A 25,296-nucleotide genomic window follows, 5' to 3' on the forward strand; every position below is an offset into this window, starting at 1 on the left:
GATTTCTCAACAATTATTAATGTTTTTTTATAAAAGTTTTTACAAAGTCATTAGATATTAAAAAAGCTAACCTACCTAGGTTAGCTTTTTTAACGTTGATCATTATAATTTTTCAATTCAGGGGATAAGATATATGGCACATTGACTAAATCGCTCGCTTTGCGTGCACCAACTAACGCATATAATTCGGTTAGCTGCTTTTGCCAACGCGTGATTTCGTCAATTAAACCATCAACATCTGTTGTTAATAGTGTGTGAAGGAAATGCCCAGCAATACCAACTGCTTGGGCTCCCATAATCTGCGCCTTTAAGATGTCAAGGGGAGATTGAATGCCACCAGTTGCGAAAACGTTAATTGCATCAGTTGCATTCTGTGCTTCGAGAAGTGATTCAGCGGTTGTTTGACCCCAATCATATAAGAAAGCATATTGCTCTGGGGCTTCTCGATTACGGCGGTCTTCAATCTGTGCGAAATTGGTGCCTGAACGCCCACCAATATTAACATATTGAACACCCATTTCTGCTAATTCATTAATACTTTGAGCATCCATACCAAAACCAACTTCTTTAACAATGACGGGAACCTTAACATACTCAACAATATCTTTAATATTATCTTTCCAATAAAAAGATTCATCGCCTTCAGGCATGACCGTTTCTTGAGCGGCGTTAACGTGAACCTCCAGCGCATCTGCGTGAATTAAGTCAACTGCGCGCTGGGCATTTGCGGCAGAGTGTCCAGCACCGATATTTGCCATTAAGAAACCATCTGGATTGACTTCTCGTGCAATTTGAAAACTGGTCGCTTGAGCAGGTTCCTTAATGGCAATACTTTCTGATCCAACAGCCATTGCTAATCCGGTTTCACGTGCAGCAACAGCCAATTGTTGATTAATCTCACCTGTCTTTTCACTACCACCAGTCATCGCCTCAATATAAAATGGATATTGCCAATTGAAGTCCATATTTGACATACGCAAATCGACTTCTGTCATACTTATTTCTGGCATCGGACGATGAATGATCCGAATATCATTAAGTGAGGAAGTGGGTGGGGTACGGCGGAAATTTGATTCAGCTAAAGCTAAATGTTCATTTTTACGATGGGCTTGTCCTGATTCTGTCATAAAGCCTCCTATGTCCCTGGGGTTGCGATTTCTAATTGAAGCGGGGTAATACCACGTGCTTGCCATGCTTCTTTTAAAGCGACTTCAGCAGCTTCATCTTGTACAATGGCTAATCCGTTATCACCGTTACCAGCCCCTGAAATCTTTGCTGCAATACCACGACGATATGCTGAACTCAATAATTCACGTAGCTTTGGCGTAACATAGTTGATATGCATAAATTCAGCGAATTTTATCAGAGCTTGTTGATTCAGCCGTAAATTAGTTCGGAACGCAATATAATCAGCTTGTTGGATATTTTTCTCCAGTAATCTAATGAGTGGGGTTGTCTTGCTACCTAACCGTTCCTTATAAATACGGGCAACTTTTGCATTAATCGTGAGTAATTGTTGGGTGTCTGCGGGTTGACCAGTCCAACCAACGACCAAACGCCAACTAGCCGGAAAGGTAATCTCATGAATATCTAGCTTAGGCCAATCCATTGCAATGAGTTCAGATAATTGACACGTAGCATCAGTTAACTTCTCTTCAAGCCATAGATTATCAAACCGACTATAGAAAATTACATTTTCAAAGCTAGCCGCTGCCACATCACCCATAGAGCCCACTTTAAAACTAGGTAACGAGCTTAGAATAATAGCACTCATCTTAAATAATTCAAGCGGGGACAAAGCAAGTTGGTAGTGTTTCGCCAATCCTTTAATTAAGGCAACCACAGTTGCCGCTGACGAACCTAAACCAATCTTCTTACCATCTTGATCTAGGTCACTCGCTAAGTCAATGGTTAAACCAGATAGTTCTTGCTGATGCTCATTTAACCATATTGCCATGACTTGAAGCGTTTTAGTCGTTAAATTCCAAGCATCATCTAATGCTTCTTGTTCCAGAACGTCCAAACTAATTGATTTGTGACCTAGTTGATCACTAGCAAGGGTCAGTGTTGGTTGCGCATCGTCAGTATCTGTAATGGTCACAGACATATAGCGATTGACTGCAAAAATAATACTTGCCTGTCCCGGTAGAGTAATGGCATATTCTCCGGCTAAATATAATTTCCCCGGCGCCTTTACACGCGTGACCATATGCTATCTCCTTTAACAATTTTAAGTCCTGGTCCAGGTGTAGCCACAACCGTCGTGATGTTAGGCATGAGTTGTTGTAGTTGGGCTTGAATTTGGTCTGTATCAGTAGATTTTGAAATTAATTTAACATTTGGCCCTGCATCCATTGTTGCATAGACTTCAATTCCAATTTGTCGTAATTGCGCGGCAAGTTGGATAACGTCCCAAGAAGCATCAGTAAAATAGTTAAATGGGGGACAAGCCGTGGTATTTGTAGCGTGCATTTGAAGCGCATTCGCTTCTGCCATTTGTCCGAGCGTTGTGAAATCATGCGCCGCGATTGCATTTTCCATTGGTACAGTTAGTGCATTCGTGTTATCGACCCATTCTTGATAAAAGGGAGAGGTGGCCATGGTATGTTGCATACCACCACGTGAATCAATTTTTTTAGGTTGATCATTGATGACTACCGTCAGTAATTGAATATCCCAATCGACTTGTTCGGTTAACGGTATAGCAAATGAGGTCTGATCATCAACACCACGCACCCACTCAACAAATCCTCCGTAAATGGAACGTGAAGCAGATCCTGAACCTCGGCGTGCTAACCGACTCAATTCCGTTTTTGATAATTCAAGGCCAGCTGCTGAACTGGCAGCACCTGCAAGTGCAGCGAAAGCAGAAGCAGACGAGGCAAGCCCGGCAGCTGTCGGGACATGGTTGATCGATTTTACAGATGCCTTTGCGGAAATGTTAGCCATCGACCGAACATCATCTAAAAATCGTGTAATTTTCTCACCAGAATTCCCCGTCAATGCTTGTCCATTTAAAGACACTTGATCTTCAATTAATGTTTCATCAAATTGGACCGTTGTATCTGTATAAAATTCATCGAGCGTGAGGGAGATTGAGGTAGTTGTGGGAATAATCTCTGTTTGATTTGCTTTACCCCAATATTTAAGGAGTGCAATGTTCGTATGTGCTCTGGCTGTATATGCTTGCATAGACGCTACTTACCTCCGTGTATAATGTTGAACCCAAACTTCTTGTGCGCCAGCTTGTTCAAGCGCATGAATAACGCTATCGGCATGCTCTTTTGTATCGGCTAAGGCCAACATAGCACCGCCGACACCACCACCGGTCAACTTAGCACCTAGTGCACCTGCTTGATTGGCCGCTGTCACTAATCGATCTAGGCTAGGGTGTGATACCCCAAGCTCTTGTAAATGTTGGTGGGCTTCAGTCATTGATTGTCCGATGGCCGTTGTGTCGCCTTGCTTCAACCCATCACGAATATTTTCAGCAATCTTGCTTAATGCAGAGATATGGCCGTTTGTTTGTGTTGGATTAGCATCAAATTGTTCACGAACAACTGAAACTGCCAGACCAGTTTGACCACGGACGCCAGTATCCGAAATAATCAGATAGCCTTCCAAGGTCATTTCAAGGGTCTGCGTCGTCTGTTTTTTGATAAACCAAACCGGCACATCACTCGCACACGTTGCTGCGTCTAAACCGGATGGTGAGCCATGGGTTACTGCTTCTTCAATATTAGCCCATTGTTGCAGTTCCGTTTGAGATAATGGTGCATCGAAATAATTAAAAAAAGCACGAATTATCGCAATGGCTGATGCAGCAGATGATCCCATGCCACGTTCCTGGGGAATCGTTGATGTGATTTCTAATAAAAATGGCATATTTGTTGCGTCAAAATGTCGTAAAAGACGCGTGATGAGTTGTCGAATACCTTCATAAACTTCACCCATTTCGTCCATCGGACCTTGGTAATTGGGTGTAATTACCATTTGACCAGCTTGACGTGCCGTTAATTTTGCGGTCATTGCTAGGTCGGGAAGGGGTACCGCGATTGCTGGTTGGCCATAGACAACCGAGTGATCCCCAATGAGAATCACTTTGGCATGACTGGTTCCAGTGCTTTGACTTTCCATATTTAAACCACCAATCTACTTAATTTATATTTTATTTCTATAGTTAAAATAATTCATACTTGTAAATTCTAACAAAAATGAATTGAATATGCCATAAATCAACCTTAGCATGTCAAAAGTTCGTTGCGTTTTGTGATATCACAGCCTGATTATCAAAATCTAAAGCAAACATGTTATAATAAGGTAAGAAATTAGACAAGGTTGTGATCGAAAGATGCAAAAAAAAGACATATATGCTGTTGTTGATCTAGAGACAACCAAGACATCACAAGATGATGGGCATATCATACAAATTGCAATTGCATTTGTACAAAATAAAACAATTATTAATCAATTCTCAACAATGATTAATCCCGGAACCAATATTCCGCGTCATATCACCCAACTAACGGGTATTACGAATGGCATGGTTAAGCATGCCCCATATTTTGAAGAGGTCGCCCAAACAATTCATGCTATGTTACAGGGGACAATTTTTGTGGCGCACAATGTTAATTTTGATCTGCCTTTTTTGAATATTGAATTTTCACGTCTGGGCATTACACCGTTGGATTCCGACGCAATTGATACCGTACCACTTAGCCAACTCTTATGGCCAACAGCGCCGGGATATCGACTTGTAGATATTGCAAAATATCTAGGAATTCTTCATGAACATCCACACCAAGCTGATAGCGATGCTGCAACCACCGCAGAATTATTCATTAGTATTTTAAATCGTGCCCAAAGTTTGCCGATGGTAACACTCCAGTCCCTGACTGATTTACCTTTGGTATTACCCCGACAAAGCAAGCAAGTCCTAGTGGATGCACTTCGTCTCAATCGAGAAAAGCCACAGCCTTTAGCTCATAATCTACAGGTAATTGACGGTTTAGCCATTCGTCGTTTCTCAGCTCCGGCACCCTTAGTTGATGACCAGAATGTGACTTATCCAGCTAAACCGAGCCAAAAGAAACAATTACTTGGCGATACACTCACTTATCGGGATGAGCAAGCAAAATTAATGAACTTTGTTGATCATCACTATGATCAAGCCGATAACGATCTCAGTCAAAAGGAACCGGGTACAGATGCATTAGTCATTGAAGCGCCAACTGGAATGGGAAAAACCCTGGGGTATACGTTACCTTATGCTTACTTAGCGCAAAAGAATCGTAAGCAAGTGGTTGTTTCAGTGCCAACAATTACGTTACAAAACCAAGTGGTTCAGGTAATCAATCAACAACTAAATGCGATTCTACCATTTGAAGTTCGTGCGGTAAGTTTGAAGGGGCAGACCCATTATTTGAATTTACAAAGTTTCAAACGTTCACTGAATGTTGATGAGGGGTCTGCTGCTTTACAGTTTATTAAAGCGCAGATCTTAGTTTGGTTAACAGAAACGCTAACTGGTGATTTCGATGAACTTAATCTCATCAATCCACAGACCGAATTTATGAACAAATTGTCACAACCCGCCAACAATCCAACTGGTTCAGCCTTTTATGGACATGAGTTTAGTGAGCGACAGCATATTATTGCCCAAGAATCACAATTCTTAGTCGTCAATCATGCTTACTTGGCGAGTTATGCTCACAAATTAGGTCCCAAAAATGATGCAGCTTATTTGGTCATTGATGAACCGCAACATTTACCAGATGCTGTGGTGCAACAAAGCCGTCGCCAACTAAACTTTAACCGTTGGTTCGATGATGTAAACGAGGCGCAGTTCTTATTTGATCGTTCTGCAAACGTCAATATTCAAACTATTCTCACTCGGATACCGGGTGGTCGAAAATTGAAGAATCGCTTTCTTGAAAGTATTCATCAATTGCAAGCTGAAATCCCACAACTTGAAACAAAATTGTATCGTCGTTTTCTGTTAAATCAAAAGGAAGTCCTCGGTTCTGGGGTACATGACTTCCCAGTCGACTTGCATGAACTAGCGCAATTCTGGGTTGAACAAGCCGGACGTGTTCAAAAAATTCATCAAGGCATTGCCGATTTACAAACATGCTTAAATGATTTTCTTGATGAATTTAGCCAGCTCAAACACGTTTTTTCCGTGGATGAACGTCAAACAATTGCTGATTTTCGACGTTGTTTAAATTTAATTGCCAACTCCGAACATAGTTTAACTGTTTTCCAACAGGATCTAGTTGAGTTCCCTGAGGCAAGCGTATTTTGGCTAACACAAAATCTTGATCAAGAAGGGCAACATTTGAAGCTCAGTGGCGGATTATTACACACCGTTGATTACTTCAAAACACGTGTTTATCCACACTTCATGCCCGTCACTCTGATTGGCGCCACATTGTTTACGTCAAATAAATCAAACTATCTCTATGATCGTTTAAACATCGATCGTAGTACTGCCGAAGTTCATACCTTTAACGATGTATTTGATTATGCCAACCAAAGTGAATTTATTTTGGTTAACGATGCCGTAAATCCAACAGACTCAGGTTATGTTGATTATCTAAGCCGAACCATTGCTGATATTTTAGAGCATGTTCATGAAAATACATTGATTTTATTTAATTCTCTAGAAACTATTCAGCAAGTTTATCAACAACTGCAAAAAATGAATGTCGCTAATAAAAATCAATTAACCATTTTGGCTCAAGGGATAACTGGGTCGCGTGGCCGTATTCTAAAACGCATGCAAAATGAACAAGGCATTATTACACTAGGTGCGAATAGTTTTTGGGAAGGCGTTGATTTACCTGCTGAGCAATTACGTTTGGTCATTATTACACGACTACCATTTGATCAACCTAATTCCATTCCTCAAAAAGCTGAAGAAGCCTTTCTACGTGCTCAAGGACGTCAACCATTCTACCAAAGCACACTACCCAAAGCAGTGCTTAGACTGCGTCAAGGCGTTGGTCGTTTAATTCGAACTCCCACGGATTATGGGGCTGTTGTCATGCTCGACGTGCGCATGCTTGAAAAGCCTTATGGAAAGACGCTGCGCAACATGTTACCTAAAACGATGCCGCAAGTTGAGCGTGCAAGCCAAGCTGTTGGACCTGAACTCGCACAATTTTTTAAGCAACATGATGAAAAACAGCATCATTTGAACTAAAATTATCTCGAGAAGGGCTTTAATCTCGCTACTTTTTTTGATAAAGTAAGATAAGATGAGTCATACCAAATGTATGATCAATAGGAGGGGCTTATTATGGAGATGCGTCTGGCACCTCAAAGACGTCGTCGGCAACAACGTCGTCGACGCTATACAATTATTGCTGTGATTCTTGTGATTATTATCTTAGTTTTCGGTTACTTTATGACCGTTAATCAACCAAGAGCTGATGCTAAATCACAAATCACACATAAGGCACAAAAAGCCCAAAAAATTAAATATGTCGATCATTTTTATCGTGTTTCACGATCACATACTTATTATTCTGTGACCGGAAAAAACAAAGATAATCAAACAGTCGGAGTGATTAATCGCAAGGGATCAAACAAACTAACAACCGTTAAAATGGCTGATGGTTTAAGTGCTAAAGATATTCAACAAACGGTCAAAAATAATTATCCGGTTAAAAAGATAACGTCACTTGGGCTAGCCACCTACAAAGGCGTGCCTGCTTGGGACGTTACCTTTATCGATAAACGTGATAATTTAAATTTTATGACATATCAATTTAAGGACGGTAAGGTTTTGCGTTCCGTTCAGAACTTCTAAAAAAAATTGCCACAAGGAGCTAAAGTTATGGAAACGATTCGCATTGAGGATGCACCACATTTTGTTGGACAAAAAGTACGTTTAGGCGCTTGGTTGCGTAATAAGCGTGGTTCAAATAAAATGCAATTCTTGCAACTACGTGATGGAACAGGTTTCTTTCAAGGTGTTGTCGCTAAGGAAGCAGTTGGAGAAGATATTTTCGCCAAAGTTAAGGCATTAACGCAAGAAACGAGCATGTACTTAGTTGGAACAATTCGTCAAGATGACCGTTCTGACTTTGGTTATGAAATGGATGTCGAAGACGTCACTGTCGTTGGAGAGTCTGAAGGTTACCCAATTACACCAAAGGAACACGGAACTGATTTTTTGATGGATCACCGTCACCTTTACCTTCGCCACATCCAACCATTTGCTGTACTTCGAATTCGTAACACTTTGATTGCAGCAACTTACGAATTCTTCAACAAGGAAGGCTTCATTAAGATTGACTCACCTTTGTTAACAAGTTCTGCTCCTGAAGGAACTACTGAGCTTTTCCATACTGAATACTTCGGTACAGATGCTTATTTGTCACAAACTGGTCAATTATATGCAGAAGCAGGGGCCATGGCTTTCGGAAAGGTCTTTACTTTTGGACCAACTTTCCGAGCTGAAAAGTCTAAGACGCGTCGTCATTTGACTGAATTCTGGATGATTGAACCTGAAATGGCTTGGATGCACCAAGATGAATCACTTGAAGTTCAAGAACGTTATATTGCTTACTTGATTCAAGCTGTTTTGGATCGTAACCAATATGAACTTGATCTCTTGGGGCGTGATAAAGACCTTCTAAAGAGTTACACGCAATTACCATATCCACGTGTCTCATATGATGATGCCATTACACTACTTAAGGAAAACGACTTTGACGTTGAATGGGGAGTTGATTTTGGTTCACCTGAAGAAACTTTCTTGGCAAATCATTTCAACAAACCTGTCTTCATCACTAATTTCCCTAAGGAAATTAAAGCCTTCTACATGAAGCGCGATGAAGAGCGTGATGATATCGTTATTTCTGCTGATCTATTAGCACCTGAAGGTTATGGTGAAATCATTGGTGGTTCTGAACGTGATACAGACTACGATTATCTTGAAGAACGTATCAAGGATATGGGGCTTAATGTTGATGACTACCAATGGTATCTCGACTTGCGTAAATACGGTGCTGTGCCACACTCTGGTTTCGGTTTGGGACTAGAACGTATGGTTACATGGGTCACCGGGGAAGAACATATTCGTGAAGCAATTCCATTCCCACGTACTATGAACCGCTTAAAGCCATAAACAATTTTATAATCACATAAAAAGCAGATGTGCATAACATCTGCTTTTTAAAACCAAAAATATGGAGGCACACACTTTTGTCAGACAATTCATTTCAAGCACGCTTCTTAGCCATGGGAGATGTTTCAGTCAGTGCCTATATCTTGACGCACTATCATCAATTAGGAATGTCGAATGATGAATTCTTATTGTATCTGCAATTGAAAAACCAAATTGAACACAACCATGACATTAACACGGGCCAATTAGCTAAACAATTGGGGTGGTCAACAGAGAAGATTAATCAACTTATTGAACAAATGCATACCAAGGGATTTGCCGACTATGTTTCTCAACATGACGAACAAGGTCGCGTTGCAACCAGTATCGACTTCTCTCCATTGCTAACAAAAGTTATGCAAACAAGTGGTAATTATACGGCTACAACAGCCGGGGAACGGGTTGCAAGTGAGGGGGCTGTTGTAGCTGAAACAGCTGGAAATAACGATCAACCCACGCGTAGCGATATTTTTAATATGATTGAACAAGAGTTTGGTCGTCCATTGAGCAGTATGGAGTTAAGCACGGTTAAAGATTGGTTCGACATCGATCATTTCCGACCTGATTTCATCAAAGCCGCCCTGCAAGAAGCAGTGATGAATCAAGCCTTGAGTTTACGCTACATTGAAACCATCTTAGTCTCATGGCAGAAAAAGAACTACCATTCACTTAACGATGTTTATGATGAACGTAAAAGTCGACAACAGTATAAGCAAGCCAATACTGATGCAACGCCTCAGGTGAATACTGATATTGATATTATGAATTTAGATTTAAACAATCTATAAATAAAAAAGACCTCACATAAACGTGAGGTCTTTTTTTATGGTGTACCTGATCTAGAGCTACCATTATTTGCAGGAGCTGCAGGTTCAGATGACTGTTGTTCATTTACTGTGACGGAAGAAGAGGACGCCGGTTGACCAACCGAAGTAGCCGAACTTGATGTTGCAGGCGTTGCTTGTCCATCATTTGTAACCATCTGTTGAGATGAGCTTTCCGTTTGACGGCTTGAACTTGATTCACCGCGAATAGCATCTCGTGTATCAGGATTCAAAATCGTTGAACTACTTGAATTACCAATGCTGTTAGAACTAGATTGTTTACCATCATCTTGGGCTTGTAACTTAGCAAGACCCGGATCCTTAAATGATGCTCCACGAACTTCAAACTCTTGCTTACCATATTTATTGACTTCCTTAACACTTGAAGGGGCAGTCCAATCTGAACCATCCGCATCAATAACACCAGAAGTCATAATGTAATTCATCAAAGCCTTATAAGATTGTAGCGCAAGCATTTGATCATCCCCAGAAGCTAAGTAGTGACCGGGCGTATTTGGTTCGTCATATCCAGTCCAAGATGAAATGGTTGCCGTCTTAGTATAACCAGTAAACCATGTATCAGAAGCAGCACCATCTGGAACCTTAGCATCGTCAGCATAACCTGTCGTACCGGTCTTACCAGCTTGCATATAATCAGGTGTGTTCACAATATTGGCATATGAATCCGTCACAACTGACTTCATCATGCTTGTTAACAAGAATGCCGTTGAAGTCTTCATTGCGCGTTGACCAACTGGCTTGATATCTTTAACATCACCATTTTGTTCAGCAATGCTTGAAACATAATATGGCTTGTAATATGTTCCACCATTTTCGAAAGCAGAGTAGGCGGCCGCTTCTTGTTCAGTTGAAACATCAATTCCAATCGCATTACTTGGTACCAAATTTTCTGCCTTGGTGTTAATACCTAACTTCGTCATAAAGTCGGCAGCGTCTTTTGATCCAACAGCTTCAAATGCTCGAATAGCTGGAATGTTTCGTGATTGTGCAACTGCGTGACGCATGGTCATTGGCCCATCAAACTTGTGATCAAAATCATATACCTTCGTGTTTGTCCCAGGGTAGGTATATGGTGTGTCATTCAGAGCACGGTATGTTGGCCAATTCAAATGTTCAACGGCTGGACCATAATCGACAAGTGGCTTAGCTGTTGATCCAGATGAACGTGTTGTTTGTTGCGCACGATTCAAACCGAACGTCGTATCATTCTTACGTCCACCGATTTGAGCAATGACCTTACCGTTCTTTGGATTTGCAACAGTCATGGCCAGTTGTAAGTCATCACTTGGCCATTGCACTTCAGCATCCCCATTGGCAATTTCGTAGGCTTTCTTTTGCACATCCAAGTTCAAGTTGGTATGGACTTTCAAGCCATCCTTAGTCGGATCATAGCCCATCTTTTGCAATTCACTCAATGTTGATGAGATATAAGCATCTGATACCTTGGCGCTTTCAGCTGACTTTTCAGAATCTGGATGATCAATTTGCAACCCGGATGAAAGTGGCACCTTTTTGTATTCCGCCAATTGCTTAGCTGAGATAACATTATTTTCCTTCATCGCAGTTAACACAGTATCACGGCGAGTCTTCGCTCCCTTTGGGTTAGTGTATGGATCGTAACCTGAAGGTGACTGTGGCAATCCAGCAATCAAAGCAATTTGAGGTGTTGAAAGTTTATCGAGAGGCTTACCAAAGTAATACTCGGCCGCCGTCTTCATACCATAAACGCCGTTTCCCATATAAACCTTATTCATATAAAGGGTTAGAATTTGATCCTTAGAATATTTCTTTTCAAGGTTCACCGCTAGATAGGCTTCTTGTGCTTTTCGCTTCAACGTTTGATCAGCAGAAGAGGTTGAAAATACTGTCAACTTAACTAATTGCTGGGTCAACGTCGAACCACCTTGCAAACCAAGGGAAGAACCGGTGAAATTGGCAAAAGTTGCACCTAGAATACGACGTGGGTCAACTCCGTGATGTTTGTAGAAACGCTTGTCTTCAATTGAAACAACGGCTTCTTTAAGTGAATCCGGAATTTCTGACTCTTTGGCAACTTCACGCGTTTGGTTCCCAGTTGTATAAAATACTTTACCTGAAGAATCAAGCAATTGCGTTTGCGATGTTCCTCGTAGTGCGCTGTCGGTAATCTTTGGTGCACTCGAAGCATAGTACGTAAACATTCCAGCGCCAACGGTAACACCTAAAACACCAACAACCGCAACGGTGATAATCCCGTTACGCCAGTAATGTTTTGAATTATTTGTCTTCTTTTGTCTTTGCGAGCGACTATTCGGATTCTTTTTTGGATCCTGTCGACTCACACGTGATGATTCATCACTCATGTCAATACTCCTTAAAATTTAACGTTGCGCTAGTAACAAATCAATCGCATCTAGATAGGGGAGACTTGGATTTAAGCCAAGTGGAATTTTAACACCATTTTCAGCTATCTCAGCATATGGAATTGATTTACGTTGGGTTTGTTGTTGATCCCAAAACTGTATCAGTAAATCAGCCCAAATGGCAAACGTTTCTTGCCGGCTTGTAAAGCGAATAATCATAAAAGCCAGTCCAGCTTGTGCTTGAACCCGTTTGAGATGCTCCACTTGATGCGCGTGCACATTCTTTAATGGAAATGATTGTTTATTTGCCGTTTCTTTAGCATCAAAATCGATATACTTTCCATTATACACACCATTGTAGTCTGTTGTAGACGCTTCTCTAAAATATCCTTCAGTGATTTTAGCAGCAGAACGGGCCGGATAATCCACATGCACAATTTGAATGGGCGTGGGTTTCTTATAAATGACGGCGCGATTTGTTGCTAAATAATACGCATTGGCGTGATTTAACTCTTCTTCAAGCGTCATACCTCGCTTTGCTTGGTTAGTGGGTTGACTCGTTGATTGAGTTGGCGTATTTGGGTCAACAAACTTTTGTCCATTTGGATAATTAATTGCCATAAAAACTCCTCAATTCCACTAATATCTAATCAATTATAGCAAATATTTTTTTTATTTAGCAATTTTACAGTTATTTTTTTCGAAATTCGCTATAATTTAACCTTATCTAAGGAAATAGGATTATTATATAAGAAGATATGGAACGAAAATGGATTACTGGCTTCACTCAATTCGAGCTTGGTATCTTTAAAGACACAGATCCCCGCGTTGAAGTGATTAAATTTGCCATTCAAAAGAAATTAAAACAAGCATTAGAAGAAGTAGACGATACTTACTGGGTTATTACAGGAGGGCAGTCGGGAATTGAACAGTGGGCAGTCGCTGCTGCGCTAGCTCTCAAACCAGATTATCCCCAATTACGTGTATCAATTATGACACCATACCAACACTTTGGTTCAAATTGGAAAAAAGAACGCCAAGAACAACTACAAGCGTTGGTGCAACAGGTTGATTTTTCGGCATCTGTTTCACCACAGCCTTACCAAAATGCAGGCCAACTACAAAACTACCAACAATTTATGCTAAACCACACGGACAACGCACTGTTGTTTTACGATGAGGAAGCCGAACAGTCAAAAGTACGGTTTGCGCAAAAAGCTATCTTGCATTTTCAACAACACCATCCAAGTTATGAGCTCTTCCAAGTTGATTTTGAAAAACTACAGGACTACGCTGAAGAATACGCAGAACAACAATCCGATTGGTCATAAAACTTAATTTAGTTTTGTGTTTATCGTGTAAAACTGTTAAAATTAACAATACGTATAAGAGATAAAGGAGTTTCACTCATGGAAAACGTGCAACATACTCGTGAAGATATTTTAAATAAAGAATTTAAGAATACCCGCATTGGTTCAGGTTATGACAAGACTGATGTTGATGCCTATTTAGATGAAATTATGGGTGATTACCAAATCTTCCAAAACAACATTGATGAATTGGAAAGTCAAAATGAAAAGCTAAAGGCGCAAGTTGCTGAGCTAACCAAGCAAGTAACTGCTGCCCAAGCTGTATCAGCAAGTAACCCAACACAAGCTGCACCAACTGCGAATGTCTCAAACACAAACATGGATATTTTGAAGCGTTTGTCTAATTTGGAGCGTCGTGTCTTTGGGACAGTTTCTGATGCCAACGGATCTGTAAACCCTGCAGAACCAACTGTCACTTCTGCGACAACACCAGGTAGTCAAGCACAACCAGCAACCCGTGTTAAGCCAACTGAAGTTGGACAAGAAACAATTGTTGCAAACTTTTCACAACAAGGGGCTACTCAAAGCCAGAATTAAGTGTATAATGTTTAGTACTGATGTATTGGTGGGTAATTGCGTACGGCTTATGCCGTATGAGGAAAGTCCATGCTCGCACTGACTGCGATGTCAGTAGTGTTCGTGCTAGCTGAAAAAATAAGGCTAGGCAGCTTTTTAAAGTTGACGGCCAACGAACGACCTAAGGGCTTGCCTATGGTTTAATAGTTGTTAAGGTGCCACAGTGACGAATCACACCAGAAATGTTGTGAATGGAACGCGGTAAACCCCACGAGCGGGCAACCCAAACTTTGGTAGGGGCGCTTGACCTAGCTAATTGAAGCGATGGTCGGGGAGATAGCAATATCTGAGATAGATGATTACCACCACATAAAGAATGCCATCCTTTGTGTGGAACAAAACATGGCTTACAGCCAATACATCCGGCAAAGCCGGCGTCCTTGTGGCGTCGGCTTTTCTTTTTTTCTTAATTCATGCAAACAGACAAACAAATTGGAGCAATTACATGCAAACTTTTAAATTAATGGCCACAATGGGGGCTGGACTAGAAGCCGTTGTGGCAAAAGAGCTCAAAGATATGGGCTATGCCACGCAAACTGAAAATGGTCGTGTATATTTTTCAGGAGATATGACTGACATTTACCGTACAAATTTGTGGTTACGTACCGCAGATCGTATTAAAATCGTTGTAACAGAATTTTCAGCATATACGTTTGATGAACTTTTTGAAGGTGTTAAAGCATACCCATGGGAAGATCTACTTCCTTATGATGCTGAATTCCCAGTGAACGGTCGTTCAAAGAATTCAACACTCCATTCCGTTCCCACAGTACAAGCAATCACTAAAAAGGCCATTGTTGAACATCAATCTGAACACTTCCATGCCCATGGTCATTTACCTGAAACTGGTAACCGTTATGTGCTTGAAACCGCCATTGATAAGAACCAAGTAATGATTACACTTGATACGACCGGTGATTCACTCTTTAAACGTGGTTACCGTACTGAAAAGGGTGGTGCACCATTAAAGGAAACCATGGCAGCTGCTTTGGTAAAGTTAGCTCACTGGTTTACTGACAACCCATTTGTCGACCCAACGACTGGATCTGGAACCATTGCAATTGAAGCCGCTTTAATGGGCCGCAATATTGCACCCGGTTTGAATCGTGAATTTGATATTTCACAATGGGATTGGTTTGACAAAAATATCAGTCAAAAGCTAAAGGCTGAAGCTCGTCAAATGATTGATTTTGATGTGGAATTAGACATTGAAGGTTATGATATTGACGGAAGCATGATTGAAATCGCCAAAGCTAATGCCGATGCAGCTGGTGTTGGTGATGATATTACCTTTAAGCAATTAGCAGCTAAAGACTGGTCAACCGATAAAATCAACGGTATTATTGTGGCCAATCCACCTTATGGTGAACGTTTGGGAGATGAAGATGCTGCCGAACAATTGTATGCCCAAATGGGACACATCTATAATCAAATGCCAACTTGGTCAAAGTACATTTTAACTTCAGATGAAAATTTTGAAGAAGCATTTGGTGCAAAAGCAACAAAGAAACGTAAATTATATAACGGAGCTATGAAGGTAGACTTATACCAATACTGGGGTAAGAAAATCCGTTAATCCTTAAATTTAAGAGCAGGAAGGGGTAGACACTATGAATCCTTTATTAGAGGGAATGAATGAGAAACAAGCTGAGGCTGTATTAACAACTGAAGGGCCACTATTGATTATGGCCGGTGCTGGTTCTGGTAAGACGCGTGTTTTGACACATCGTGTTGCCCACTTAATTGAAGATGAAAATGTCTTACCTTGGCGCATTCTTGCCATCACCTTCACCAACAAGGCCGCTCGTGAAATGCGTGAACGAATCGGTCAACTTGTCTCACAGGAAGATGCACAAGCCGTTTGGGTTTCGACCTTCCACGCCTTGGCGGTCCGAATCCTACGTCGTGATATTGATCGGTTAGGCTACAAGAAAGACTTTACAATTATTGATGCCTCAGCCCAACGTAGCTTAATCAAGCGAACATTAAAGGACTTGAATGTCGATATTGAAAAATATGATCCACGATCTGTCCTTTCAGCCATTTCAAATGCCAAAAATGCAATGGAAACCCCGTCAGATTACGCGGAACAAGCTAATGGACCTTTTGAAGAAATTGTTGCCAAAGCTTATAAGGCCTATCAACATCAATTAGCCTTAGCGCAATCTGTTGATTTTGACGACCTTATTATGCTAACGATTGAACTTTTAGAAAAAGAGCCAGAAGTGCTTAATTTTTATCAAAATAAGTTTCAATACGTGCACGTCGACGAGTACCAGGACACTAATGATGCGCAATACCGGCTAATTCGCTTGCTATCAGGTCTACACCGAAATCTAGCCGTAGTTGGTGATTCGGATCAGTCAATCTATGGTTGGCGTGGTGCAAACATGCAAATCATGCTCAATTTCACTAAGGACTATCCTGATGCTAAAACAGTTATGTTAGAGCAAAACTATCGTTCAACACAAACAATCCTAGATGCGGCCAATGCGGTTATTACAAATAACCAGGAACGTATTGCTAAGAATCTATGGACTGATAATGGTGCGGGTGAAAAGATTACGTATTATCGTGCGCAATCTGACCGAGATGAAGCTTACTTCGTTTTGTCACAAATTCAAAAGTTAAAAAAAGAAGGTCAGTACGATTATAAAGATCAAGCCATTTTATACCGGACCAATGCGCAATCTCGTGGAATGGAAGAAGCCTTAGTTAAGGCTAATATTCCATATACCATCGTCGGAGGCTCAAAATTCTATGATCGAAAAGAAATCCGTGATGTTTTGGCGTACTTTACGTTATTGACTAATCCTGCGGAAAACGAAAGTTTCTTGCGGGTTGTAAACGAACCCAAGCGTGGCATTGGTCAAACAAGTATTGACCGATTACGGGCTTTTGCCAATCAGCAAGATTGGACCCTCTTGGATGCTGCAAAAAATGCAAGCTTAATCCCAGGCATGACGGGACGTGCGGCAACCCAATTAACAAAATTTGCCACGATGATTGATAATCTACAAAAGCAAACCGAGTTCGATCTTTCAATCACAGATTTAACGAAACAAATTTTGGAACAATCTGGCTACGAACAGTTCCTTCAAGATCATCCAACACCTGAAAATCAAGGTCGACTTGAAAATCTAGCTGAATTCTTATCAGTAACCGCTGAATTCGATGAACACTATGAACCAACAGATGAAAGTGTCTCAAAATATGCTGATTTCCTTTCTGAATTGGCACTGGTTTCAGATTTGGATAATTTGGACGAAGCAACCACCAACCAAGTCACGTTGATGACCTTGCACGCAGCCAAAGGATTGGAATTCCCAGTTGTATACATGGTGGGGATGGAAGAATCATTGTTCCCATTAGCGGGGGCTTTATCTGATGATGCCCAAATGGAAGAAGAACGTCGCTTAGCATATGTTGGTATTACACGTGCCCGCGAAAAACTTTACATCACAAATGCGTATTCACGTTTGTTATACGGGCGCACATCAAATAATCAGCCCTCACGATTCATTTCAGAAATTAACCCAGCCTTGCTAGAATCACCTGAAAATCAAAGGCTTTCAAGTACACAAAATCAAGAAAGTAGTTACCCATTTTCTCAACGCTCACAACCTGCAACAGGGACGACCTTTACAGGGCGCCGTACGAATGAAAGCAAAAACACTAGCATGCAGCGAGCAACCTCTCAACCCTTCAATAAGCCTGAACAATCAAGTGTCGAATGGCATGATGGTGACCAAGTGCAACACAAAAAGTGGGGCATTGGTCGTGTTGTCAAAACATCCGGTAGTGGTGAAAACCAAGAACTGGACATCGTTTTCCCAAATCAAGGAATCAAACGCTTACTAGCAGCATTTGCCCCAATTGAGAAATTTGAAGCGTAGTTAGGAGTAAAGATGTCAGATAAAGCAAACATTCAAGCCAAAATTCAAACCCTGGAATCACAGCTCAAGCAATGGGCACAGGAGTATTATGAAAATGATGCCCCAAGTGTCGAGGATGCTCGTTACGACCAAACTTATGCTGAATTACAGGCCTTAGCACAAGAACATCCTGAACTAATTGCGGATGATTCAATTACAAAGCAGGTGGGGGGCGCACGCCTCAAAAATGATTTACCGAAGGTTAATCATCCCGTACCTATGTTATCTCTTGGTGATGTCTTTTCAATCGATGAACTCCAAGAGTGGATGACCACCGCGCAAAAGCAAGTAGCGACACCTTTAACGTACAATGCAGAATTGAAAATTGACGGATTGGCAATTAGTCTAATTTATGAGGCTGGAAAATTGATTCAAGCTTCAACCCGTGGTGATGGTACCATTGGTGAAGATGTAACTGCAAACGTTTTACAAATCGAGGAAATCCCACAAACGCTAACTGAACCAATTTCAGTCGAAGTCCGTGGTGAGGTTTACATGAATAAGGCAAACTTTGTCGCCTTAAACCAACAACGTGAACATGATGGACTCGCAACGTTTGCAAACCCACGTAATGCAGCGGCTGGTTCATTGCGGCAACTTGATCCAGCAGTTACCAAGGCACGAAAGCTATCTGCTTTCTTATACCAAGCTGTTAATCCAATTGACCAACTTGGCGTTCAAACCCAGTCGGATCTATTGAGCCGATTTACGCAGCTCGGTTTACCAACTAACCATGAAAATGCTGTCGTTCAGACACAATCTGAAGCCCTCGATTACATTAATCAAGCGGATCATCAGCGCGATGCTTTAACCTACGGTATTGACGGAATTGTCTTTAAAATTAACGATTTAGCACTACAGGCTGAATACGGCAACACGATTAAGGTCCCACGCTGGGCAATAGCATATAAATTTGCACCTGAAGAAGCAGAAACGGTAGTTCACGATATTATTTGGACAGTTGGTCGTACTGGGGCAGTGACACCAACAGCAATTATGGATCCGGTTCAATTAGCTGGGACAACTGTGTCACGTGCTTCATTGCATAATCCGGATTATTTACAGGCAAAAGATATTCGGATTGGGGATACAGTCTTATTACATAAGGCTGGTGATATCATCCCCGAGATTAGTGAAGTCGTCTTAGGCAAGCGACCAGAGGCTTCAGAACCATATCAAATCCCAACTTTGTGCCCAGCTTGTGAGCAGGAACTAGTTCACGTTGATGGCGAGGTTGTCCTACGTTGTATCAACCCGCTTTGTCCCGCTCAAATTCAAGAATCAATTACCCACTTTGCCTCACGCCAAGCCATGAATATAGACGGACTCGGTCCAAAAATTGTCACACAATTATTGGAACATAATTTAGTCCACGAAGTTTCAGACTTATACCGGTTATCCCTAGATGATTTAGAAGGACTTGATAAATTTGGAGCTGTTTCAGCAAACAATCTTGTCTTAGCAATTGCTAATTCTAAACAAAATTCAGTTGAACGCCTCTTGTTTGGCTTGGGTATCCGTAATGTTGGTGCAAAAGTTGCTAAGTTAATTTCTGCACAATTTGGCTCATTACCTGCGATTGCACAAGCATCAGCCGATGAAATTGCTGCCATTCCAGGCATTGGATTGGTTATCGGTCACAGTATTGCCCAATATTTTGCAACTGCACAGGCACAAGATCTCTTAAATGATTTCGAAAACCTTGGCGTAAACATGTCATATTTGAGCGGAACACCTGTCCAGACTGATACAGCACTGAGTGGGAAAAAGGTCGTTATTACAGGAAAACTAACGGCCATGACCCGTCCGGAAATGACGGAGTGGCTTGAATCGCAAGGCGCTACGGTTACAAACAGTGTTTCGAAGAAAACCGATATTTTAATTGCTGGGGAAGATGCTGGCTCAAAATTGACAAAAGCACAGGAATTAGGCATTGAAATTTGGTCTGAGGACCAATTACGTGCTAATATGGAACAGTAAAATTAATTTTTTGAATGAACTGCGCCCAACTACTGCATGGCGTTGAAAAAGGAGATATTATGCAGTCTTATAATAAGTGGATTAAATGGGGACTTGGGGCACTAGCAATTCTTGCGTTAATTGGAATTCTAGTCTTCTTCGGTAATTATTTTTCAAAAAATAATGTCGATAATTCTCATGACACAGTAACGACCAAGAGTAATGGGAAAAATGGTGTTCAAGTTACTGGAAAAACAAACAACTCAAATTACAAAATTGTTATTAAAAATGGACATTATTTGACGAGTAAAGCACGTGGTGTTACTGCCTCAAAAAATAACAACCAATTTAACATGATTAGTTTTGAAAATGGACTGCTTGATTTCTCTAAGGATCACTTTAGTCCTTCCGATTATGTTTTCCAAGAAGGTCAGTATCTTGATTCGAACACAGCCAATGATTGGTTGGGTCGCAAATCTAAAGATAATCCAAATGGTTTGAATCCAAATGACAATAAAAAGACTGACTCATCACGAAACCCAATCTATTTGCAAACGATTGAAGAGCAAGACTACATGAAGCAAAAAGATGGTAAGCTGGAACTAGGTGGAATTGTGCTAGGATTAGGCATGAATACTGAAGACACTTACCAAAAAGAACAATATGGTGCAAACTTTGTTCAAAAGATTAGCGCAGAAGACCGTGTGGCTCAGGGTAAGGAAATGGCCCAGGAAGTCGTTCAACGTTACCGTAAGATGAACGGGATTAGCAATGATGTCCCAATTGTCGTTGCGATGTATGCACAAGCACCCGATGATTCATTAGCAGGTGGAAATTTCTATAGTTGGAATAAATCCGCCTCTGGCGACAAGCTTGGTAATTGGAATAAGCTTAATTACAAGACGGTTACTTTGCCAATTCAGGGTTCACAAGATGATCCAAATCAAAAGTCACCTGCTGCTGACCTGAATAAAAGCTTTACAAACTTCACGAACAACGTGCAAAACTTCTTCCCAAATCTGTCATCAGTGACGGGACAAGCTACGTACAAGGATAGTCAAGTTAAAGAATTGAACGTTACCATTTCAACCCAATTCTACTCAGCAACGGAAATTACTAACTTTGCTAACTATGTTGCCCAAGTTGCGCCTAATTATCTACCAAAGGGCGTTCCTGTTAAGATCAGCATTAGTTCATCAAGTAATATGCAAGCTTATGTTACTAAGCAAGCCAATGATGATAAGTATACAACAACAATTTTAGGTAATAACTAAACAAAAACACTCAACTTAGGTTGAGTGTTTTTTGTTCACTTGCAATATAATCTTGTTACAGGTAAGATATATAAAATTACTTTTGGAGGAAGCTAACTCATGGGAATGCATCAGTACCTGTCTGGACTTAACGAATTGGAAATGATTTCACGGGCCCCAGGATATTTTAAGTATCAGCCACACTCAGTTGCGGCCCATTCTTGGAAAGTAACACAAGCAGCACAGTTTTTAGGCGATGTAGAAGAACAGGCCGGTAATACTGTTGATTGGCGGATGCTTTATGAAAAAGCGCTAAACCATGATATTTCAGAACGTTTCATTGGTGATATTCGTACACCAGTTAAGTATGCTTCGACCGAATTACGTGAGATGCTCGCAAATGTCGAAACTAGTTTATCAGACAATTTTGTTGAAACCGAGATTCCAACTGAGTTACAAGACGTGTACAAACGTCGGTTACATGAAGGAAAGGATGATTCATTGGAAGGACGTATTCTTTCGGTGGCCGATAAAATTGATTTATTGTATGAAGCTTATGGCGAATTACAAAAAGGGAACCCTGAACCTGTTTTCCTTGATATCTATAAAGAAAGTCTTGAAACTATTTTTGCCTTCCGTGACATGCCAAGCGTCGCTTATTTCATCAAAGAAGTCCTACCAGAATTGTTAGATGAACAATTCCCAGGTTCTGAAACATTGCAACGCATCTACATCACTATTTTTAATGCCGATTAAGCAGAGGATAGTCTGTCCAAGACTATCTTTTTTTTAAATAGAAAGAGCGTCACGCATTAGGTTAAAACAAATTTTTTAAGTTTAACTGAACAAAATGCGCTATAATTAAAGAAGAATACTTAAGAAACGAGTAGGTAACATGACAGATAATCAAACAACCAAAAAACCATTTGATTTGGTTTCAAAATACAGCCCAACTGGTGATCAACCAACTGCAATTGAGCAACTTTCTACTGGTATTGATACAGGAACAAAGGAGCAAATTCTTTTAGGTGCCACCGGAACAGGTAAAACCTATACGATTTCAAACGTCATCGCTAATGCAAACAAACCAGTGTTAGTTCTTTCACATAACAAAACTTTAGCCGGACAATTATATGGTGAGTTTAAAGAGTTCTTTCCAAATAATGCTGTTGAATACTTTGTGTCTTATTATGATTACTATCAACCAGAGGCCTATGTACCATCTTCAGATACGTATATTGAAAAAGATTCGTCAATCAACGATGAAATTGATAAGCTCCGTAACTCAGCCACCGCTTCATTACTTTCTCGCAGTGATACGATTGTGGTTGCATCCGTTTCATCAATTTTCGGATTAGGTAGCCCAGAGCAATATCGAGATCACGTCATTAATTTACGTGTGGGGGAAGAAATTGAACGAAATGACTTGATGCGCAAATTGGTTGACATTCAATTTGAACGCAATGACATTGATTTTCAACGAGGTCGTTTTCGTGTTCGCGGTGATGTCTTAGAAATCTTTCCAGCCTCATCAGATGCAAAAGCACTCCGCATTGAGTTCTTCGGAGATGAAATCGATCGCATCCGTGAAGTTGACGCCCTAACAGGAGAAGTGACTGCTGACGATGATTTCGTGTCCATTTACCCGGCAACCCACTTTATGACGAACGATACGATTCGTAATCGAGCTGTTAAGACAATTCAAGCCGAGCTCGATGAACAACTTAAGAAATTTGAAGCCGAAGGTAAGTTGCTAGAAGCGCAACGCTTAAAGCAACGAACTGAATATGACATTGAAATGATTCAAGAAATGGGCTTTACAACTGGTATTGAAAATTATTCACGCCATATGGATGGACGAAAGCCAGGGGAACCACCATTTACGTTGCTTGATTTCTTCCCAGACGACTTTTTAATTGTGGTCGATGAGTCGCACGTTACCATGCCACAAATCCGAGGCATGTACAAAGGGGACCGTGCTCGTAAAGAAACATTGATTGATTATGGATTTCGCTTGCCAAGTGCACTCGATAACCGTCCGTTAAAAATTGATGAATTTGAAGAACACGTCAATCAAATCATCTACATGTCAGCAACGCCCGGTGATTATGAAACTGAACGGGTAAGCCCGGATCATGTTGCCCAACAAATTATTCGACCAACTGGACTTTTGGACCCTGAAATTGAAGTTCGTCCCGTGCTGGGTCAAATTGATGATTTGATTGGTGAAATCAATGAACGTGTGGCTGTTGATGAGCGTGTCTTCATCACCACTCTAACCAAGAAAATGGCTGAAGACCTAACTGATTATTTGGAAGATGTAGGTATTAAGGTTAAATATCTACATTCCGATATCAAAACACTTGAACGAACTGAAATCATCCGTGATTTGCGTTTAGGTAAATTTGACGTCCTAGTCGGTATCAACTTGCTGCGTGAGGGAATTGATGTTCCTGAAGTATCGTTGGTTGCGATTCTGGACGCAGATAAAGAAGGCTTCTTACGTAACCCTCGTTCTTTAATTCAGACCATTGGGCGTGCTGCACGTAACGAACACGGGCATGTGATTATGTATGGGGACTCCATTACAAAATCAATGCAACAAGCCATTGATGAAACATCACGCCGTCGGACGATTCAAATAGAATATAACGCAGCCCACGATATTACGCCACACACGATTAAGAAGGAAATTCGCGGACCGATTGCGATTACGCATGAAGCTCAAACGGATGCAAATGATAGTGACAGTTTCACACAGACAGCTTTCAAAGATATGCCGCGTAGTGATCAAGATGCAACCATTGCCAATCTTGAAGATCAAATGCGCTCTGCCGCAAAGCGACTTGACTTTGAAGAAGCAGCTAACTTACGTGATGCTGTTATGGAATTAAAACTACAAATTGGCGAATAAAGTATAAAAAGAGCACTCACATGATGTTGTGAGTGCTCTTTTTCATTAGGACTTCTTTTTTCTAAAAGTTAGCATTTGATTAATCGTCGCCATTTCATCATCAATGCGCGCTTTAGCTTCATCAATCCGTTCCAAATGGGGCTTATTTCTAAAATTCATCTTGTTAACGCTTTTTTGTACATCCTTAGATGTCTGTTCAACCAATGGCATTGCTTCTTTTAAATTCGCCATTGCTTCATTTAATTCTTTTGAACTCACTTGAACACCTTTGACGCGTAATGCAAATGCCTTAGAATTTAAAGTCACGACTTGAGTTGCATTACCAACCAGTTGTTTAATACTTTTAAACATCGACTAACTACTCCTTTGAGAATTGAGCGCTAATTTTAGCGGCGCGTTCTTTATATACTTCATCAGAAACTGGATGTTCCTCGGATGGGGCAGGCAAGTTTAAGCCGTCATCCTTATACCGTGGAATAAGATGAATATGTGAATGGAACACAGATTGACCTGCCGCTTCACCATTGTTCATTAGGATATTCATACCGATAATTTTATCATCACTCGCTTTAATGGCCCGAGCAACTTTAGGAATTTTAGTTAATACTCTTTGCGCTAAATCATCATCATAGGCAAAAATATCTGGGACATCTGCTTTAGGTACAAGTAAGGTGTGACCGGGGGTTGCTTGACTCAAATCCAAAAAAGCCAATACATCTTCATCTTCATATACTTTATATGCTGGAATTTCACCCGCAATAATCTTATCAAAAATGTCGTCTGCCATGGTGTGCCTCCAAATTGTTTTTAATTGCTATCTTTATTATAGCCTATCAATCATAAATATGCTTGCATTCTTCAATTGAAAAATAGTGTAGAATAGAGCTAAGTTAAAATAACAACACATTTAAAAAAAGGAAGCGCGTA

At 40.8% G+C, this 25,296-nt stretch carries 19 protein-coding genes, 1 other RNA gene and 1 pseudogene; 13 read left to right on the forward strand and 8 right to left on the reverse strand.

From position 1 onward, the window contains the following. Window positions 1-89 precede the first annotated feature (89 nt). From fni to mvk, 4 genes are read right to left on the reverse strand one after another with little or no spacing between them, the layout of a single operon-like run. On the reverse strand, window positions 90-1,127 hold the full coding sequence (fni, locus tag IE337_RS04190) for a type 2 isopentenyl-diphosphate Delta-isomerase (RefSeq protein WP_191135900.1): 1,038 nt from the start codon (window positions 1,125-1,127) through the stop codon (window positions 90-92). A gap of 8 nt (window positions 1,128-1,135) precedes the next feature. Then, the gene (locus IE337_RS04195) at window positions 1,136-2,209 is read right to left on the reverse strand and encodes a phosphomevalonate kinase (RefSeq protein WP_191135901.1); all 1,074 of its coding nucleotides are present in this window, start codon (window positions 2,207-2,209) and stop codon (window positions 1,136-1,138) included. Beyond that, on the reverse strand, window positions 2,194-3,192 hold the full coding sequence (gene mvaD / locus IE337_RS04200; protein ID WP_191135902.1) for a diphosphomevalonate decarboxylase: 999 nt from the start codon (window positions 3,190-3,192) through the stop codon (window positions 2,194-2,196). The genes IE337_RS04195 and mvaD overlap by 16 nt, the downstream gene beginning before the upstream one ends. Window positions 3,193-3,201: 9 nt before the next feature. Beyond that, the gene (gene mvk, locus IE337_RS04205) at window positions 3,202-4,137 is read right to left on the reverse strand and encodes a mevalonate kinase (protein WP_191135903.1); all 936 of its coding nucleotides are present in this window, start codon (window positions 4,135-4,137) and stop codon (window positions 3,202-3,204) included. A 214-nt stretch (window positions 4,138-4,351) separates the two neighbouring features. Here mvk and IE337_RS04210 point away from each other — a divergent pair, with 214 nt between their 5' ends. From IE337_RS04210 to IE337_RS04225, 4 genes are all read left to right on the forward strand, one after another. Further along, on the forward strand, window positions 4,352-7,204 hold the full coding sequence (locus tag IE337_RS04210) for a helicase C-terminal domain-containing protein (RefSeq protein ID WP_191135904.1): 2,853 nt from the start codon (window positions 4,352-4,354) through the stop codon (window positions 7,202-7,204). Between the two features lie 96 nt (window positions 7,205-7,300). Continuing rightward, on the forward strand, window positions 7,301-7,813 hold the full coding sequence (locus tag IE337_RS04215; protein ID WP_191135905.1) for a cell wall elongation regulator TseB-like domain-containing protein: 513 nt from the start codon (window positions 7,301-7,303) through the stop codon (window positions 7,811-7,813). A gap of 27 nt (window positions 7,814-7,840) precedes the next feature. Next, window positions 7,841-9,136, forward strand: coding sequence for an asparagine--tRNA ligase (asnS, locus tag IE337_RS04220; protein ID WP_191135906.1), 1,296 nt, complete (start codon window positions 7,841-7,843; stop codon window positions 9,134-9,136). A 77-nt stretch (window positions 9,137-9,213) separates the two neighbouring features. Continuing rightward, window positions 9,214-9,963 carry a DnaD domain protein gene (locus IE337_RS04225; protein WP_191135907.1) on the forward strand — a complete coding sequence of 250 codons (750 nt, stop codon included), beginning with the start codon at window positions 9,214-9,216 and terminating at the stop codon, window positions 9,961-9,963. A 35-nt stretch (window positions 9,964-9,998) separates the two neighbouring features. On the opposite strand, the gene IE337_RS04230 is transcribed toward IE337_RS04225, so the two are convergent. Both IE337_RS04230 and recU read right to left on the reverse strand, forming a co-directional pair. Further along, a complete protein-coding gene (locus tag IE337_RS04230; RefSeq protein WP_191135908.1) occupies window positions 9,999-12,362 on the reverse strand; it encodes a transglycosylase domain-containing protein in 2,364 nt (787 codons plus the stop codon). An 18-nt stretch (window positions 12,363-12,380) separates the two neighbouring features. Then, entirely contained in the window at window positions 12,381-12,983 is a 603-nt protein-coding gene (gene recU, locus IE337_RS04235; protein WP_191135909.1) for a Holliday junction resolvase RecU, read from the reverse strand. A 137-nt stretch (window positions 12,984-13,120) separates the two neighbouring features. Here recU and IE337_RS04240 point away from each other — a divergent pair, with 137 nt between their 5' ends. From IE337_RS04240 to uvrB, 9 genes and pseudogenes are all read left to right on the forward strand, one after another. After that, window positions 13,121-13,693, forward strand: a complete 573-nt coding sequence (locus IE337_RS04240; RefSeq protein WP_191135910.1) for an SLOG family protein — start codon at window positions 13,121-13,123, stop codon at window positions 13,691-13,693. 78 nt (window positions 13,694-13,771) lie between these two features. Beyond that, a pseudogene (gene gpsB / locus IE337_RS04245) lies at window positions 13,772-14,116 on the forward strand (cell division regulator GpsB); the annotation flags it as partial. Between the two features lie 177 nt (window positions 14,117-14,293). Beyond that, window positions 14,294-14,663, forward strand: an RNA gene (rnpB, locus tag IE337_RS04250) — RNase P RNA component class B. Between the two features lie 90 nt (window positions 14,664-14,753). Next, complete coding sequence (locus IE337_RS04255) at window positions 14,754-15,884, forward strand: THUMP domain-containing class I SAM-dependent RNA methyltransferase (RefSeq protein ID WP_057743613.1); 1,131 nt, start codon at window positions 14,754-14,756, stop codon at window positions 15,882-15,884. Between the two features lie 34 nt (window positions 15,885-15,918). Next, window positions 15,919-18,204, forward strand: a complete 2,286-nt coding sequence (pcrA, locus tag IE337_RS04260) for a DNA helicase PcrA (RefSeq protein ID WP_191135912.1) — start codon at window positions 15,919-15,921, stop codon at window positions 18,202-18,204. A gap of 12 nt (window positions 18,205-18,216) precedes the next feature. Further along, a complete protein-coding gene (gene ligA, locus IE337_RS04265; RefSeq protein WP_191135913.1) occupies window positions 18,217-20,223 on the forward strand; it encodes an NAD-dependent DNA ligase LigA in 2,007 nt (668 codons plus the stop codon). Between the two features lie 59 nt (window positions 20,224-20,282). Beyond that, window positions 20,283-21,476 carry a CamS family sex pheromone protein gene (locus IE337_RS04270; RefSeq protein ID WP_191135914.1) on the forward strand — a complete coding sequence of 398 codons (1,194 nt, stop codon included), beginning with the start codon at window positions 20,283-20,285 and terminating at the stop codon, window positions 21,474-21,476. Window positions 21,477-21,575: 99 nt separating this feature from the next. Beyond that, the gene (locus IE337_RS04275; protein WP_057743626.1) at window positions 21,576-22,211 is read left to right on the forward strand and encodes a YfbR-like 5'-deoxynucleotidase; all 636 of its coding nucleotides are present in this window, start codon (window positions 21,576-21,578) and stop codon (window positions 22,209-22,211) included. A 139-nt stretch (window positions 22,212-22,350) separates the two neighbouring features. Then, window positions 22,351-24,369 (forward strand): excinuclease ABC subunit UvrB, encoded by a 2,019-nt coding sequence (gene uvrB / locus IE337_RS04280; RefSeq protein WP_191135915.1) that lies wholly within the window; start codon window positions 22,351-22,353, stop codon window positions 24,367-24,369. A 45-nt stretch (window positions 24,370-24,414) separates the two neighbouring features. Here uvrB and IE337_RS04285 read toward each other — a convergent pair whose 3' ends face one another. Beyond that, the gene (locus IE337_RS04285; RefSeq protein WP_191135916.1) at window positions 24,415-24,720 is read right to left on the reverse strand and encodes a hypothetical protein; all 306 of its coding nucleotides are present in this window, start codon (window positions 24,718-24,720) and stop codon (window positions 24,415-24,417) included. A gap of 7 nt (window positions 24,721-24,727) precedes the next feature. Further along, a complete protein-coding gene (locus IE337_RS04290) occupies window positions 24,728-25,156 on the reverse strand; it encodes an HIT family protein (RefSeq protein WP_072153150.1) in 429 nt (142 codons plus the stop codon). Between the last annotated feature and the right edge of the window lie 140 nt (window positions 25,157-25,296).

This window comes from Weissella viridescens (assembly GCF_014789145.1).
GTDB lineage: Bacteria > Bacillota > Bacilli > Lactobacillales > Lactobacillaceae > Weissella > Weissella viridescens.